Here is a 15,539-nt window from a genome sequence, read left to right as displayed (position 1 = left end):
CCGGGGCGCCCGCTGCGTCAACCGCGCCGGGCACCGGGGGGTCCCCCCCCGCGGCGCGCGCCCCCGCCCGCGGGGGGCGCGCCGCCCCCCCGCGGGCGCCCCGCCCCCCGCCGCCGTTCCCGGCCCGGTCCCCGGCCCGGTCCCCGGCGCGGTCCCTGTCCGCGCCCTCGTCCAGGGCCCCCGACAGTTCCTCCAGCGTGTCGAGGAGCCGGCCCGCGCCGCCCCGTACGACCTGGTCGGGGACGCCCTCGCCGTCCCAGCGCGCCAACTCCTCGCGGACCGCGTCCCAGCGCGGAACGCGCCCTTCCCGTACGTCCTTCGCGCCCCGTTCCGTGGCCTCGCGCAGCGTCTCGGCGAGCTTGGCCGCCGCGGGTACGGGCGTGACGCCGCGCTCCGGAAGGTGCGCCTCCATCAGCATCGCGACCCGCGCGAGCTGGGCGAGCGCGTGCTCCGCGTGGTCGGCCGCAGTAGGCGACAGACCGCGGTGTCGCACCGGTTCGTGCGCGGCCCGCTCCTCCGACGTGTGCCAGGCGACCCGCGCCGTACGGGTCGAGAGCAGCGTCTCGCGGACCTCGCGCGCGTCGGGGCCGCCGCGGTCACCGGGCCGGGCGTAGTGGCCGACCACCGCGGCGGCGTACCGCCCGTCGGCGAGCAGCCAGTCGGCGAGGCGGGCGCGCAGCCGCGGGGTCTCCCAGGCGGGGAAGACGGCGTACGCGATCATCGCGAGCAGCCCGCCGAGGAGGGTGAGCAGGGCCCGGTCGCGTACGGTCTGCGAGACCCCGGCCCCCGCCATGCCGAGCAGGAAGACGACATAGGCGGAGACGAAGATCTGGCTGATCGCGTAGCCGGTGCGCAGCAGCAGATACATCAGGCCCGCGCTGACGACGGCGAGTGCGGCGGAGACGTAACCGCCGGGATGGGCGGCCTGGACGATGCCGGTGGCCAGCGCGACCCCGACGAGGGTGCCGCCGAAGCGGGCCACGGAGCGCCCGTACGTCTGGAGGAAGTCGGGGCGCATCACCATGACGACGGTCATGGGCGCCCAGTAGCCGTGGCCCAGGGGCAGCACGGCGCCCAGGACATACCCCGCGCAGGTGACGGCCGTGACGCGTACCGCGTGACGCAGGATCGGGGAGTCGCGGCGCAGTTCGCCCCGTATGTCACGCAGGACGACCGGGAGGAGCCGCAGCAGTCCGGGGCGGTCGCGGTGGGTCGCGGGGCGGGCCGCTGTCCGGCGGCCGTCGGCGGCGCCGGTCGCGTCGTTCGTGCCGGTCGCGCCGGTCTCTGTGGGTGTGTCGTCGGCGCCGGGTTCCTTACCCGCGTCCATGTCCGCGGCGACGACGTCCGTCTCGACCACGTCGTCCAGCAGATCGAGCAGCGAGACGAGCCGGGTGGCGGCGCGGTGGGCCGGGCCGGTGAGCAGCGTCTCGGTGTCGGGGGTCCGCAGGGCGGCGACCGCGGCCGGGGCGAGATGGACCGGCGTGCCGTGGCGGACGGCGCGCGCGGTGGAGTCCAGTACGGAACCGGCCGCGGCCAGGAGTTCCCGTACCCGGTCCCGCTCAGGGCCCTCGGCGGCGCCTCCCACCTCCGGATCGGCGAGCGAGGCGAGTACGGGCCTGATCCGCTCGGCGAGCCCGCGCGCGCCGTGCAGTTCGGCCGGGCGGCTGCGCGCCTCCCGCGCGGTGATGGCGGCGGCGCTACGGGCCGTCATCAGGGGTTCCGGGTCGAACGGGGCGGCCGGGTCCTGGCGCAGCCGCCGGGCGTAGTCGCCCAGCGCGGCGAGGGCGTCGGCGAGCGCGTCGCGCTGGAGCCCCCAGCGTCTGACGGGGAAGAGCACGATCATCCCGGCCTGGACGAGACCGCCCGCCGCGATCACTGCCGCGTGGCCGGCGGCGGTCGCGACGGAGGTCGGGAGCGTGACCGTCACGAGCATGATCGCGACGTTGGACGAGGCGATCACGCCCGCGGTCGGCCCGGCCGTCCAGGCGAGCCCGGCGAGGAAGGTCCAGAGCGCGAGCAGGGCGAGGAACAGCCCGGAGTGGGCGCCGGTGAGATAGCCGAGGAACGTACTGACCGCGAGACTCGCCCCGGAGGCGAGCGCGAGCACCGGCCGGGGGCGCCAACTGCGCTGGAAGGTCGCGATCCCCGCCTGGAACGCGCCGAACGCGGCGCTGGCGGCGACGGTCGGCCCGAACAGCGCGAGCGTGCCGCACACGACCACGGCGAGACCGGCGGCCCCGCGCAGCGCGACGAGCGGTTCGAGCCGCCGCCGCTCGACCCTGATCCCGGAAAGGGCGGTCTCCCTCAACGCCCGGAGCCAGCTCATGGGGTGAGGGTAGCGATTTCTCCCGGAACAGGGTGCTAAGGGGTCCTCACGAAACGAGCCTCATGATCCTTGTGATCCTCGTCCTCCTCGCGATCGCCCGGGGTCGCCCGGGGTCGCCCGGGGTCGCCCGCGATCCTCGTGCCTCTCGTACCTGTCGTGATCCTCGCGACGCGCTCCAGTGCGTGGCGTACGCGCGGATGAAGCATGGACTCCGTCGATCATGGTCCGGCGGACCTGATCCGGGTCGCCGTTGGTGGGACCGGTTGGCGGTCGAAGGCCAACAGGACGGTCAGGGCGCAGAAGTGGGCAGAAGTGGGCAGAGGCCGGACGCGAGTGGTCCGTTTCCAGGCGCCCGTTACCGGCGAGGTGGGCGACGCGCCCGGCGAACGCTTCCTGCATGGCCGTCGTCGAGGTGCCGTGCGCTCACCGACAGCCGGAGCCTGCCGCGCCGCGCCATCACCACGAGGCCGTACCGGGCCACCGGCAGGGTGGGGCCTAGCGGATGCGCCCCCGTCGGTCCGTACTGCCGCCCGTGCCGCCCCTGCCGCCCGGCACATGGGCCGCGTCCGCCGCCGAGACGCCGTGGGTCCAGCCCTCGGCGTCCGTCACGCCGCGCACGCGCGTCGCGACCGTCTCCGGGAACATCCGGTCCGTACGGCCGGTCACGGCCGCTTCCCGTGCCGCGAGGACCGGGAGCAGCGCGGAGCCGCCGCCGCGCGCCGTTCCGTCACCCTCCGCCATTCGCTCCGTGGCCTCGCCCGTCGCCTGCTCCGTCGCCGCCGCCAGGCGCTCGCCGAGGCGGTACGCGTACGCCATCAGGAACGACTGCCGGAAGGTCTTCGTCCGCTTACGGCCGCCCGCGCGCTGGGCCGCCTCCGCGCGGGTCATCGCCGAGGTGCCCTGCACCAGCAGGGAGGTGTGGAGCAGTTCGACCGCCTCCAGGTCCGGCTCGAATCCGACGACCGTCGAGAAGCCGTACGCGCTGTTCCAGACCGCGCGGCAGCGGTTCGCGGAGGCGACCGCGTCGAGCAGGATCGCCTTCGCCGTCTCGTACGGGGCGTCCACGCCGATCCGGCACGCGCCGGGCACGTCACCGCGGTGCGTCCGGTCCGCGAGCAGCGCCTCGTCGATGCTGTGACGCGCCATCAACTCCTGCGCCTTGGCGGTGAGCGCCTCGGCCTCCTGCGGATACCCCGTCGCCTCCGCCTTGGCGAGCAGCGCGCGGATCCGGGTGAGCATGCGCGGCTCGCCGTCGGCGGGCGGCAGATGGAGGGGCGTCCCGGGCACCGGGCCGACCGGCTCGATCGCGGGCAGCCGGGCGAGCAGCAGATACAGCTCCAGGACGGTGGTGGCGTACGAGAAACGGTCGGCCCGGTACGCCCCGGCGCCGCCCGCCCCGGCCCCGGACTCCTGGTCGAGGTCGGCGAGCTGGGCCGCCCAGCGTGGCGGCAGCCGCTCGTACCGCCGCGACTCCCCGGCCGCCAGTTCGGCGAGGAGCGGCAGATGGGGTCCGTGCAGGTCGCGGCGGACGAGACGGGCCACATCGGCGGGCTGCCAGCCGCGTTCCCAGGCCAGGCGCAGGAACTGCTCGCCGCGCCACCGGAGTTCGGCGTCGGCGTCCGGGTCGGCGGCGAGGAGGGAGGCGCCGGTGTCGATGCCGTCGGAGCTGGAAGTGCCATGGGCGCGGGTGGCGCCGGTGGCACCGCTGACGCCGGTGGAACTGGTGGCGCCGGTGGAGAGCATCGCGGCGAGGGCGCGCTCGACCGTGCGCACGGGATCACCGGTGGCACGCTTCTCACTCATGCCGCGGCCTCGCGGTGCTCCATGGCCATGGGGGCGTCTCCTCCGGCGGACGTGCCGCGTGCTTCTCGTTCCCGGTGAGGGCGTCCTCGATGAGGGCGTCCTCGATGGTCGCAGGTCCGGGGTCCTGGACCGTACCCGCCCCACCTTGTCCACAGCCTGTGGACAACAAACCGGCTATCAGCGCGGCCGCTTAATCTGGGGGCTCCTGTCGACCGAGGGCTGTCATCCGCGGAGGAGTATCCATGGGCGAGAACAAGCGGCGCATGCTGGCCGGCGAGTGGTACCTGCCCGACGACGAGGAGCTGGGGGCGGACACCGAGCGCCGCTTCGCGCTGTGCGCGGCGTACAACGCGAACGGCGGCGCCGCGCCCGGCGACCGCGCCGAGATCCTCGCGGAGCTGCTGGGTTCGGTCGGCGAGGACGTCCGGATCCGCCCGCCGTTCCAGTGCGACTACGGGACGTACATCACCGTCGGGGCGCGTACGTTCGTCAACTTCAACGCGGTCTTTCTGGACGCCGCGCCGATCACCATCGGCTCCGACGTCCAGATAGGCCCGAACGTCCAACTCCTCACGCCCACCCATGAACTGGACACGGAGCGGCGCCGCGCGGGCTGGGAGAAGGCGTCACCGGTGACGATCGGGGACAACGTCTGGCTGGGCGGCGGGGTCATCGTCTGTCCCGGAGTCACCATCGGCGAGAACACGGTGGTCGGCGCGGGGTCGGTCGTCACGAAGGACCTGCCGGCGGGCGTCCTGGCCGTGGGCAATCCGGCGCGGGTGATACGCGAGCCGGCCGGACCGGACGAGCGGACCGTAATACGGCCGGACGAGCGGCGGGGCTGAGCCGGGGTCGGCCCGCCCCGGAACGCGTCGGCGGACCGGCGCCGGCCCGCGTCCACCACACCCCCGCGCCCTACCTCTCCCCCGGCGCGAACTCGCACCACACCACCTTCCCCCGCGTGGGGCCCGTGCGGTCGCCCCAGTCCGAGGCCAGGGCCGTGACCAGGAGCAGCCCCCTGCCCTCCGCCACCTCCGCGTCGACCGCCCCGATGCCCGTCGGCCATCTCGGCGGCGTACGGGAGGGGTCGGCGACCTCGACGCGCAGGCAGCGCCCGTCCGGGGACCGGAGCAGGGTGAAGGTGACGGCGCCGCGTGTGCAGCCGCAGACGCAGACGCCGTGCCGTACGGCGTTGGTGACGAGTTCGCTCACCGCCAGCTCGACGGTGGCCGCCGCCTCGCCGGCCACCCGGCGCAGCGCGAGCACCTCTCGGGTGTGCCGACGGGCCCGCCCGGCCGCCTCCGGCCGGTGCGGGAGCGGGATCCGGGTCAGGGAGAGCCACGACCGGCCGGAGTCGTAGACGTCGTGCGCAAGTCCACTGTCAGTGAGCATCGCTACTCTCGGACATCAATAGATCACAGAAGGCAACCTATCGTGCACGAGAGGAGCGGCGCCGTGCCACATCAGCGTTTTCGGGCCCTGTCGGACCCGACGAGCCGCCGCGTCCGGCGCGGCGATGGGCTCCGCCCCTCAGGGCGTGATCACGAGCTTCCCGCCCGCGTGCCCTTCCTCGCTCGCCTGCTGCGCCTTCGCGGCCTCCTCCAGCGGGAAGGTCCCGGCGATCCGTACCCGCAGCGCGCCCTCCGTCGCCAGCCGGGCGTTCTCCGCCAGACCCGCGCGCTTCTCCTCGGGCGTCGTGCCGCCGGAGGAGAAGGTCACCCCCAACTCCTGCGCGGCCATGTCGGCGATGGTGATGATCCGGTCCGTGGTGCCGCCGCGCAGCTCGATCGAGTCGGGCAGCGCCCCCTTCCCCGACGCGTCGAAGACGGCGTCGATGCCCTGGGGCGCCGCCGCGCGGACCCGGTCGACGAGGCCGTCGCCGTACGCCACGGGGACGGCTCCCAGCGAGCGTACGTACTCGTGGTTGGCGGGGGCGGCCGTGCCGATCACGGTGGCGCCGCGCGCCACCGCGAGCTGGGCGGCCACGGCCCCGACGCCGCCCGCCGCGCCGTGCAGCAGCAGGGTCTCGCCGTCCCGGACGCCGAGCGCGTCCAGCACGCGCAGCGCGGTCTCCCCCGCCACGGGGAGCGCCGCGGCCTCGTCCCAGCTCAGGCCGGCGGGCTTGGCCACGACGACATCGGCCAGGGCGTACGGGGCGTAGGCGCCGGTGGCGGACCAGCCCAGCACCTCGTCGCCGACGGCGAAGCCGGTCACCCCGTCACCGGTCTCGTCCACGACCCCGGCGAACTCAAGGCCGGGGACGGCGGGGAGCGGGGTGGGGAAGACCGCTTCCATCCATCCGTGGCGGATTTTGTAGTCCATCGGGTTGACACCAGCGGCCCGTACGGCCACCCGGATCTCACCGGGGCCCGCGTGCGGCTCGTCCACGTCCCCGACGTGCAGCACCTCGGGCCCGCCGAACTCCTCGAAAACGATCGCGCGCATCTCAACCTCCACAGATCTCGTGTGCTCTACGTGTCCTGCGTGCTTCAAGCGTTCTACGTGCTGTGCGGGCCGCGTGGACCCCGTGGAACCATCGATGCGGTCAACACCCCGGCCGCAGCCCCTGTTCCGGCTTCAGGACCGATCTTCCCGGCGACCGGACGCACTCGCCTCCCGGGCGGGCGGCGCGCGGTGACGAGCCGTTGCCGAAGGCCGTTGTCAGACCCTCCTGCGAGACTCGGTTCCATGAGCGGACGATGGGCGGTGGCTCCGACGGACGGCGGCGGCGCGCTGCTCGTCCCGCTGGGTGAGGACGGCCGGGCGGGCGGACCCGTGCTCCGGGAGCCGGATCTCGTCGCGGCGGTCGGGGCGCGCCTGCCCGAGGTGGAGCGCTGGGTGTGGCGGGCCACGCCCCTGGTGTATCCGCGCCTGCTGGCGGCGGGGGTGCGGATCGAGCGGTGTTACGACATCGAGGCGAGCGAGTCGCTGCTGCTGGCCCACGAGGGGCGGCTCGGGGAGCCCCGGTCCGCGGCGGCCGCATGGGCGCGGTTGCGGAACGGGCCGGTGCCGCCCGATCCACCGCCCCGCTCGGCGCAGCCGGGCTCGCAGTCCTCGCTCTTCGAGCCCCGGGCGGGGGCGGAGATTCCGTTCGAAGCCCTGGTGGAGGTGTACGCGGAGCAGCAGCGGCGGCACTCGGCGGCCGAGCACCCCGGGCGGATGCGGCTGCTCACCGCCTCCGAGTCGGCGGGGATGCTGGTGGCCGCCGAGATGCACCGGGCGGGGCTGCCCTGGCGGGCGGACGTGCACCGCGAGGTGCTGCGCGAGCTGCTCGGCGAGCGGTACGCGGGCGGGGGCGAGCCACGGCGGCTGGCGGAGCTGGCGGACGCGGTGTCGGAGGCGTTCGGCCGGCGGGTGCGGCCGGACCTGCCGGCGGATGTGGTGAAGGCGTTCGCGCAGGCGGGCATCCGGGTGAAGTCGACCCGGCGCTGGGAGCTGGCGGAGATCGACCATCCGGCGGTGGAGCCGCTGATCGCGTACAAGAAGCTGTACCGGATCTGGACGGCGCACGGCTGGAGCTGGCTCCAGGACTGGGTGCGGGACGGCCGGTTCCGCCCTGAGTACCTGCCGGGCGGTACGGTCTCGGGCCGCTGGACCACCAACGGCGGCGGGGCGCTGCAGATCCCCCGGGTGATCCGCCGGGCGGTCGTCGCCGACGAGGGGTGGCGGCTGGTGGTGGCGGACGCCGATCAGATGGAGCCGCGCGTCCTGGCCGCGATCTCCCGCGACCCGGGGCTGATGGAGGTGGCCGGGCACCCCGGCGATCTGTACACGGCGCTGTCCGACCGGGCGTTCTCGGGCGACCGGGAGCACGCGAAGCTCGCCCTGCTGGGGGCGGTCTACGGCCAGACGTCCGGCGACGGGCTGAAGAATCTGGCGGCGCTGCGCCGGAGGTTCCCGCTCGCCGTGGCGTATGTGGACGACGCGGCCAGGGCGGGCGAGGAGGGCAGGATCGTACGGACCTGGCTCGGGCGGACGAGTCCGCGCGCGGCCGGCGCGGAGGACGACGAGGCCGGGATTCCGCAGGAGATACCGGAGCCGGACGGACCGGCGCCCTCAGGCTCCCCCGGCTCCTCAGGCTCCTCGAATGGTGAGTTCACTCCCGGGTACGCGTCGTCGAACGGACGGGCCCGTGGCCGCTTCACCCGTAACTTCGTCGTGCAGGGCAGCGCGGCCGACTGGGCGCTGCTGATGCTGGCGGCGCTGCGCCGGGCGATCGCGGGGATGCGCGCCGAGCTGGTCTTCTTCCAGCACGACGAGGTGATCGTGCACTGCCCGCAGGAGGAGGCCGAGGCGGTGGCGGAGGCGATCGACGCGGCCGGGGCGCTGGCCGGGAGGATCGCCTTCGGCGAGACGCCGGTGCGGTTCACGTTCACGACGGCGACGGTGGAGCGGTACTCCGACGCGAAGTGACCGGCCCCGCTCCGTCTCCCCGACGCGGTGGCCCGGCGGACATGTTTCAGCGAGCGGGGAAAAAGAGGGAGGCGACCGGACGCGTCAGCAGGAGACAGGACCGGAAGCAGGAGCAGCCCGGACATGCGAGAAAACGGTGGTGGACAAGGTGGTACTGCTGTTCCCACCTCCACCCCTGGCGGTCGCCACGCACCGACGAGGATCATCGCCGACGCGACACTCCCCGAACCGGAGACAGCCATGACCGAAAACGTCGACTTCAACGCACGCACCATCGCCGAGTTCCGCGCCCACCACGGCCAGGTCGGCGGCAACTTCGCGGGAGCGCCCCTGCTCCTGCTGCACACCGTCGGCGCCCGTTCCGGCGCACCCCGCGTCAATCCGATGATGTACCTGCCCGATGAGGGCCGCTATCTCGTCTTCGCCTCCAAGGCGGGCTCCGACCGCAACCCGGACTGGTACTACAACCTGCTCGCCCATCCCGACGTCCGGGTCGAGGTGGGCGACGACACCCTCGACGTTCACGCCGTCGAACTGCACGGCACGGAGCGCGACACCCGCTTCGCCGAACAGGCCCGCCGCTACCCCGGCTTCGCCGGCTACCAGCGCAAGACCGAGCGGATCATCCCGGTCATCGCGCTCGTCCCCTCCGGCGACGGCGCCGCCCCGCCCGCCGACCGCCCAGAACGGACCCCCTCATGACCATGGCCTACCTCGCACAACCCGATCAGCAGCAGAAGCTCGAATGGCTGGACGGCGGGCAGTTCGCCGTCCTCCTGGACAGCGCGGCCACCGACGGACAGCTCACCGTCGGGCGGTTCACCGTCAGCAAGGGTGAGGCGCCGCCGTACCACATGCACACCCGTGAGGACGAGGTCTTCATGCTGATCAAGGGCAGCGCGCTGCTCTGGTGCGACGACCAGGAGATGGAGCTGACGGAGGGCGGCATCGTCTACCTGCCCCGGAACGTCCCGCACGGCTACCGGATCACGTCCGACACCGCCGACCTGCTGATGATGGCCACCCCCGCGGGCATCGAGAACATGTTCCGGCACGCGGGCCGCGACATGGCGACGCCGCGGCCCGAAGGGTACGAGATCTCGAAGGACCTCATGGCCGAGGCCGCGGACCTGTACGGACAGGTCGTCGTCGGCCCGCCGCGCTGACGTCAACTGCGGCTGCGGCTGCGGCTGCGGCTGCGGCTGCGGCTTTACGCAAACAACACCGTCGATGGCCAGAGGATCACTGTTTCCTCCGCGCCTGGTGGACGATGATGATCCGTATGGCCATGGCGAACCACTTCGGCATCGCTCTGCGGGGCTGGCGCGAACGGCTGTCACCGTCGCGGACCGGGGTGGCGCCCGGTCCGCAGGCCACGGAACGGCGTGGCCGCGGCCTGCGCCGTGAAGAGCTGGCCCGACTGGCCGGCCTGTCGGTGGACTACGTGGTCCGGCTGGAGCAGGGCCGCGCCCGGAACCCCTCCGCCCAGGTGGTCACCGCGCTGGCCAGAGCACTCCGGCTGGACCCGTCCGAGCGCGACCATCTCTTCCGCTGCGCCGGCCTCGCGCCGCCCCCGCGCGGCGACGTACCGCTGCGCGTACCCCTGCGGGTCCACCGGCTCGTCGACCGGCTGGGCCGGGCGCCGGTCGCGGTCTTCGCCGCCGACTGGACGCTCATCGGGTGGAACGGAATGTGGACCGCCGCCCTCGGGGACCCCGGGGCGTACGGCTGGGACGCGCGCAGCCTCGTCACCGGCATGTTCCGGCAGAGCCCGGCCGGCGTGCACCGGCCCGACCCGCTGGCTGCCTGGCCCGTACGGTCCTGGGAGGGCGACGCGGCCGAGGAGGAGGCTCTGGTGGCCGACCTGCGGGTGACGGCGGCGGCGTACCCCTCCGACGCCCGGCTCGCCGCGCTCACCGCACGCATGCTGCGGACGAGCCCGCGCTTCGCCGACCTCTGGTTCACGGGCACCGCCCGCGCCCTCGTCGGCGACCGCAAGACCGTCGAGCATCCCCTGGTGGGCGATCTCGTCCTCGACCTCGATGTGCTGACCGTGCCGGGCGCCGACCTCAGGATCGTCACGTACGCGGCGGCGGGGAGCGCCGACACGGAGAAGCTGGACGCGCTCCGTGCCACATGCCCTCCACGGCGCGGGCTCCAGGACCGTTCCGTTGCTCCGGCCCACCCCGTGGTGACCGGCCGGTAGGCGCGGACCGCCGGCGCGCGGGAGCCCTCGCACCGGGCGGGCGCGAGGGCTCTCGTCACGGATGAGGGGCTGATCAGGCGTTCGGGTCGAACGGAATGGACGCCGGCTTGGCCTTCTCCAGATGGCTGTTAAAACTGCCGTCCTTGAGGCCGAAGTTGGCGCTGCCGAAGTTGGCCTGGCTGAGCTTGTCGCGGAGGCCCGCGGGGTAGCCGTTCCAGCCGACCAGGCCGGGGTACTGCCAGGCACGGTAGTGGTTCTCCGGCGGCTCGTCGTTGGCGCCGGCGGCGCGGAAGGCGTGCGTGCTCAGCCCGTCCTTGTGGTAAACGATCTTGGGGTGCGCCCCGTCCCAGCGGATCTGGTCGCGGTTGTGGACGGTGAATCCGCCGTGGGCGGAGGTGGAGACGTACTGGGCCTGGTTGTTCTGCACCCACACCACCACGTGCTCCCAGTCGTGCCGGTGCCCGCCGATGGTGGCCTGGTCCTTCTCGAAGTAGAGGCCGTACATGACCGCGCACCAGCCGTTGTTGCACTTGGACCGCGCGTACCCGTTGGTGTTGTCGAGGTCCGACTGGTCGCGGCATTCGCCCTGGGGCGCCCCGGACGGGTTGAGGCCGCCGTTGAGGATGCCGTCGGGCCCGATGGCCGGGGTGGGGTAGCAGCCGTCGGTGTCGTAGTCGTACGCCGGCTGGTAGGCGCGCTCCAGCTCGTCCGCGACGGCGGGCAGGGCCGCCGGAGGGGCGGCGAGAGCGGTGCCCGGCAGGGCGACGACCAGCGCGACGGCGCTGCCGAGGGTGAGTGCGGCCTTGCGCATGCGCGAGCTTCTCTTCACTGCGTCCTCCTGATGGACCGCGACGTGGGGCCGACGGCGCTACTGACATGCCCACTTCATACGTGGGGAACTCCGGCACATGACAGCTCGTTACGAACGAAACGGAGCCTTGGGCAGAGCAACTAACAGGAGGAGAAGCCGAGTTGACGTCAAGCTGAAGCTGGTTCGAAGCCCCGCCCGCCACGCGTTGTTCCCGGAGGCGCCACGTTCCGCCACGTCCGTGGAACCAGCGTCTCCGCAGAACCACCGCATCCGTGGAACCCCCGCGCCCATGGCACCACCGAGTCCACAGAGTTCCCCGCTTCCCGCCCCCCATTTCTCACGGAGGCCCCGAACCATGACCCGGAACCATCCCCACCCCCACCACCACTCCCACCCCGGAGCCACGCCCTCACCGTCCCGGCGCGCCGTGCTCGGCGGCACCGCCCTCGCGGCCCTCGCCCTCGCGGCCGGCACCGGCCCGGCGAGCGCCGCCACCGGCGCCCCGGCCGGCGCGCCCCCGGCCGGCGCGTGGCCGACCGAGTTCCCGCTGCCCGACGGCTTCCTCCCCGAGGGGATCAGCATCGGCAGCCGCCCGTACGCGTACATGGGCTCGCGCGCCAACGGCGCCGTCCACCGCACCGATCTGCGCACCGGCGCGGGCGCGGTCCTCTACCCCGGCGAGGCGGGCACGGCGGCCGTCGGCGTCGAGCTGGACGACGACGGGCTGCTCTACGTCGCCGGGGGCGGCGGAGGATCGGCCCGGATCGTCGACACCCGCACCGGCCACCTCGTCACCACGTACCAACTGACCGCCACCAGCGGCCACTTCATCAACGACGTGATCCTGCTCGGCGACCGCGCCTGGTTCACCGACTCACGCGACAGCGTGCTGTACGGCATCCCGCGCGGCCGGGCGCGAGCCACCGGGGGCCGGGGCGAGATCCGCGGCCTCCCCCTCGGCGGCGACTGGGTGCAGACACCCGACGTGAACAACGCCAACGGCATCGTCACCGCCCCCGGCGGCCACGGACTGATCGTCGTCAGCAGCCTGCCCGGCAGGCTCTACCACGTGGACCTGACCTCCGGTCACGCGACCGAGCTGGCGCTGAAGGGCACGACCGACGTCTCCAACGGTGACGGACTCCTACGCCTCGGCCGCACGCTGTACGTCGTACAGAACCGGCAGAACCTCATCGGCGTGTTCTCACTCGACGCCCGGCTCCGCTCCGCCACCCTGCACCGCACGATCACGGACCCCCGCTTCGACGTCCCCACCACCGTCGCCCGCTGGGACGACCGCCTCTACCTGGTCAACGCCCGCTTCACCACACCGCAGACCCCCGAGACGACCTTCAACGGGGTCGCCGTTCCCCTCTGACGCCGTCCCGCCCGTGGCACCGGAGGCCCGGATGTACGGGACCGGCGCCACGGCGTGCCGCCGCTCAGTTTCCCGGGCTCGCGGCGGCCTCCTGCTTGCCCGCGTCGACGACCACGGCCATGATGAGCGCCGCGGCCGCGAAGACCAGCGCCCCCACGATGAACGCCCTGGTGTAGCCGTACGTCATGGCCTCCTGCGCCCGGATCACGAGCGCGCCGTCGTGTGTGCGCAGACCCGAGAAGTAGGCCTCGTCCGCGTGCGGCAGGCGGCTGCCGGCGAACGACGCCGACAACGTGGCGAGGGTGGCGAGGCCCAGCGCTCCGCCGATCTGCTGAGCGGTGTTGAGCATTCCCGACGCGCTGCCCGAGTCCTCCTCCTCGACGCCACGCACCGCGCCGAGTGTCAGCGGCACGAAGGAACAGCCGAGCCCCGCGGCGGTGACGAACATGGCGGGCATCAGTGCGCCCGGGTAGGAGGAGTGCGGCGTCAGCCGGCTCAGCCAGAACATTCCCGTCGCGGCGACGACCAGTCCGGGTGCGGCCACCAGTCGCGGCGGCAGTCTGACCACGAGCCGTGAGCCGATCGCGGCCATCATGCCTATGCCGACGCTGAACGGCAGGTAGGCCAGCCCTGTCCTGACCGCGCCGTATCCGAGCACATGCTGCATGTAGAGGGTGAGGAAGTAGAAGGTCGCGAACATGCCCAGACCCACGAGGAACAGGGTGACGTACGTACCCGCGCGGTTACGGTCCTTGAAGATGCGCAGGGGCAGCATCGGGTGGTCGATGCGCGACTGCCGCACCAGGAACAGGGTGAGCAGTACGGCGGCCACGGCGAAGCAGGTGAGCGTCAACCAGTCGGCCCAGCCCTGCTGGCCGCCTCGGGTCACCGCGTAGATCAGGCAGAGCAGACCGGCCGTACCGGCCGCCGCACCCGAGACGTCGAGCTTCCCGTGGGAGCGGTCGGCCTCGTCGAGCACGGTGGTCCCGGCCAGCACAGTGATACCGATGGGGATGTTCACCAGCAACACCCAGCGCCAGTCGAGGTATTCGGTGAGGACTCCGCCGAGGATCAGGCCGACGGTCGACCCGACGCCGGCCATGGCGGCATAAGTGCCCATGGCCCGGTTGCGCTCCTTGCCCTCGGTGAAGTTCGTGGCGATCAGCGCGAGCGCGGTGGGCGCCGCGACGGCCGCGCCGACGCCCTGGAGCACCCGTGCGCAGACGAGCAGTCCGGAGTTGGGCGCCAGCCCACCGAGCACCGAGGCCAGGACGAAGACCACGATGCCGTACCTGAACACGCGGCGGCGGCCGAAGAGGTCCCCCGCCCTGCCGCCGAGAAGCATCAGCCCACCGAAGGTGACCGCGTAGGCGTTGACCACCCAGGCCAGGTCGCCGGCGGACATCATTAGCCCGCTCTGGATGCTCGGCAGGGCGATGTTCACGATGGTGGCGTCGAGCACCACCATCAGCTCCGCCGCGGCGATGACCAGCAGAGCGATCACCGGACGGCGGCTGATTCCCACCGGGTCGGCCGTCCCTGCGCCCGATTCGGCCTGTGCTCCTGATGACATGGGGACTCCAGAGGAGAGACGCGGACGCACCGTCCGGGCGGCCCCGGCGCAACGTCGCGTACGGCTGTCCGCAGCGGTTTCTGATTGCCTCTGTCGCGGTCCGCTCGCGCCCGGTGCCCGCCGCGGGTGCCGCTCCACTACCGTGAATGTCGTTGCCCCCGCGAGGACCGCGCGGCGAGGATGACAACTCCCCAACGAGAGGGCAAATCATGCTTGTTCGCGTGACCAAGGGCATTGCCGTCACCGCCACCGGTCTGCTCACCGGTGCGTTCGCCTATGGAGCGGTCAACCTCGCGCCGACCTTCTGGGAGGTACCGATGGAGACGCGGCTGTCCTTCCACGCCGAACTGATGAAGATGAACTCTCCGGTGATGCTCACCGCGATGGGCGCGGCTGTGGCGAGTTCGCTGGCGCTGACCCTGCAGACCCGCGACCGCGAGCGGTTGCTCGCGACCGGCGCGACCCTGCTGACGGGGGCGTCCTTTCTGATCACCCGCTTCGGCAACGTGCCGATCAACGCACGGATCAAGGTGTGGGCCACCACCTCGGCCCCGGCGGACGCCATCGAGATCCTGCACCGCTGGGACCTGTTCAACCGGATGCGCACCGGCACCGCTCTGGCCGCCTTCGTCCTGCTCGTCATCACCGCGGTCGCACAGCTCGACAGCCGGCAGCGGCCCGTCCCGGCACCTTCCGAGCCGGACGACGCGCGGCGCGACGAGGTCGAGGCATGAGCGTCACGGCGGTTCCCGGCCACGGCCGGCACGGCCCTACATGCCTTCCAACTGACGGGCGAGAGCTCTTTCCGTATCCGTCAACGGCCGCTCGCAGGACTTGCGTTCAGGGTCCCCCTGTACGGGCTCCGCAACGTCCGGCGAGGGGATGACCACGTACACCTGGCCGTAGGCAATCAGCGCGTTCGCGCACATTCGCAGCAGACGGCTCAACGAAGATCGCATGGGACCATCGTGGCCGATCCCGCAAAAGCCCGGATAAAGCAGGAGTTTCGTCATGACCGGCCCCCGTCCG

The 15,539-nt window shown here is 72.9% G+C and carries 14 protein-coding genes; 7 read left to right on the top strand and 7 right to left on the bottom strand.

Features of this window, described 5'->3' with window-relative positions; genetic code table 11:
• Positions 1–2,326, bottom strand: a 2,326-nt coding sequence (locus tag ACFXPL_RS05160; protein ID WP_384912686.1) for an FUSC family protein, incomplete at its 3' end; no start/stop codon positions are given.
• 495 nt (positions 2,327–2,821) lie between these two features.
• Positions 2,822–4,069, bottom strand: coding sequence for a DUF2786 domain-containing protein (locus ACFXPL_RS05155; RefSeq protein WP_384912899.1), 1,248 nt, complete (start codon positions 4,067–4,069; stop codon positions 2,822–2,824).
• A gap of 302 nt (positions 4,070–4,371) precedes the next feature.
• Between ACFXPL_RS05155 and ACFXPL_RS05150 the strand changes: the two genes are divergently transcribed.
• Positions 4,372–4,974: a sugar O-acetyltransferase gene (locus ACFXPL_RS05150; RefSeq protein WP_384912683.1), complete on the top strand. Its 603-nt coding sequence runs from the start codon at positions 4,372–4,374 to the stop codon at positions 4,972–4,974.
• Positions 4,975–5,044: 70 nt separating this feature from the next.
• Here the strand turns inward: ACFXPL_RS05150 and ACFXPL_RS05145 are convergent, their stop codons facing one another.
• Positions 5,045–5,521, bottom strand: coding sequence for an ATP-binding protein (locus tag ACFXPL_RS05145; protein ID WP_384912680.1), 477 nt, complete (start codon positions 5,519–5,521; stop codon positions 5,045–5,047).
• Positions 5,522–5,659: 138 nt separating this feature from the next.
• A complete protein-coding gene (locus tag ACFXPL_RS05140) occupies positions 5,660–6,574 on the bottom strand; it encodes an NADP-dependent oxidoreductase (RefSeq protein WP_384912677.1) in 915 nt (304 codons plus the stop codon).
• A gap of 243 nt (positions 6,575–6,817) precedes the next feature.
• Between ACFXPL_RS05140 and ACFXPL_RS05135 the strand changes: the two genes are divergently transcribed.
• The 4 genes from ACFXPL_RS05135 (at position 6,818) to ACFXPL_RS05120 (ending at position 10,748) form a co-directional block, all read left to right on the top strand.
• Positions 6,818–8,542, top strand: a complete 1,725-nt coding sequence (locus ACFXPL_RS05135) for a bifunctional 3'-5' exonuclease/DNA polymerase (protein WP_384912674.1) — start codon at positions 6,818–6,820, stop codon at positions 8,540–8,542.
• A 240-nt stretch (positions 8,543–8,782) separates the two neighbouring features.
• Positions 8,783–9,244 carry a nitroreductase family deazaflavin-dependent oxidoreductase gene (locus ACFXPL_RS05130; RefSeq protein ID WP_384912672.1) on the top strand — a complete coding sequence of 154 codons (462 nt, stop codon included), beginning with the start codon at positions 8,783–8,785 and terminating at the stop codon, positions 9,242–9,244.
• On the top strand, positions 9,241–9,708 hold the full coding sequence (locus tag ACFXPL_RS05125; protein WP_384912669.1) for a cupin domain-containing protein: 468 nt from the start codon (positions 9,241–9,243) through the stop codon (positions 9,706–9,708). Before ACFXPL_RS05130 ends, ACFXPL_RS05125 begins: the two co-directional genes overlap by 4 nt.
• 116 nt (positions 9,709–9,824) lie before the next feature.
• On the top strand, positions 9,825–10,748 hold the full coding sequence (locus tag ACFXPL_RS05120; RefSeq protein ID WP_384912666.1) for a helix-turn-helix transcriptional regulator: 924 nt from the start codon (positions 9,825–9,827) through the stop codon (positions 10,746–10,748).
• A gap of 73 nt (positions 10,749–10,821) precedes the next feature.
• Here the strand turns inward: ACFXPL_RS05120 and ACFXPL_RS05115 are convergent, their stop codons facing one another.
• Positions 10,822–11,559, bottom strand: coding sequence for an NPP1 family protein (locus tag ACFXPL_RS05115; protein WP_384912663.1), 738 nt, complete (start codon positions 11,557–11,559; stop codon positions 10,822–10,824).
• 355 nt (positions 11,560–11,914) lie between these two features.
• On the opposite strand from ACFXPL_RS05115, the gene ACFXPL_RS05110 reads away from it, so the two are divergent.
• Entirely contained in the window at positions 11,915–12,937 is a 1,023-nt protein-coding gene (locus ACFXPL_RS05110) for a superoxide dismutase (protein ID WP_384912661.1), read from the top strand.
• 64 nt (positions 12,938–13,001) lie between these two features.
• Here ACFXPL_RS05110 and ACFXPL_RS05105 read toward each other — a convergent pair whose 3' ends face one another.
• Positions 13,002–14,510, bottom strand: coding sequence for an MFS transporter (locus tag ACFXPL_RS05105; RefSeq protein ID WP_384912658.1), 1,509 nt, complete (start codon positions 14,508–14,510; stop codon positions 13,002–13,004).
• Between the two features lie 221 nt (positions 14,511–14,731).
• Between ACFXPL_RS05105 and ACFXPL_RS05100 the strand changes: the two genes are divergently transcribed.
• Positions 14,732–15,244: an anthrone oxygenase family protein gene (locus tag ACFXPL_RS05100; protein WP_384912655.1), complete on the top strand. Its 513-nt coding sequence runs from the start codon at positions 14,732–14,734 to the stop codon at positions 15,242–15,244.
• Between the two features lie 36 nt (positions 15,245–15,280).
• Here the strand turns inward: ACFXPL_RS05100 and ACFXPL_RS05095 are convergent, their stop codons facing one another.
• Positions 15,281–15,523: a DUF6059 family protein gene (locus tag ACFXPL_RS05095; protein WP_384912652.1), complete on the bottom strand. Its 243-nt coding sequence runs from the start codon at positions 15,521–15,523 to the stop codon at positions 15,281–15,283.
• Positions 15,524–15,539 lie beyond the last annotated feature (16 nt).

The organism is Streptomyces sp. NPDC059092 (genome assembly GCF_042756365.1).
Taxonomy (GTDB): Bacteria; Actinomycetota; Actinomycetes; order Streptomycetales; family Streptomycetaceae; genus Streptomyces.
The sequence above is the reverse complement of the archived record's forward strand: the minus strand, read 5'-3'. Positions and strand labels throughout refer to the sequence as shown.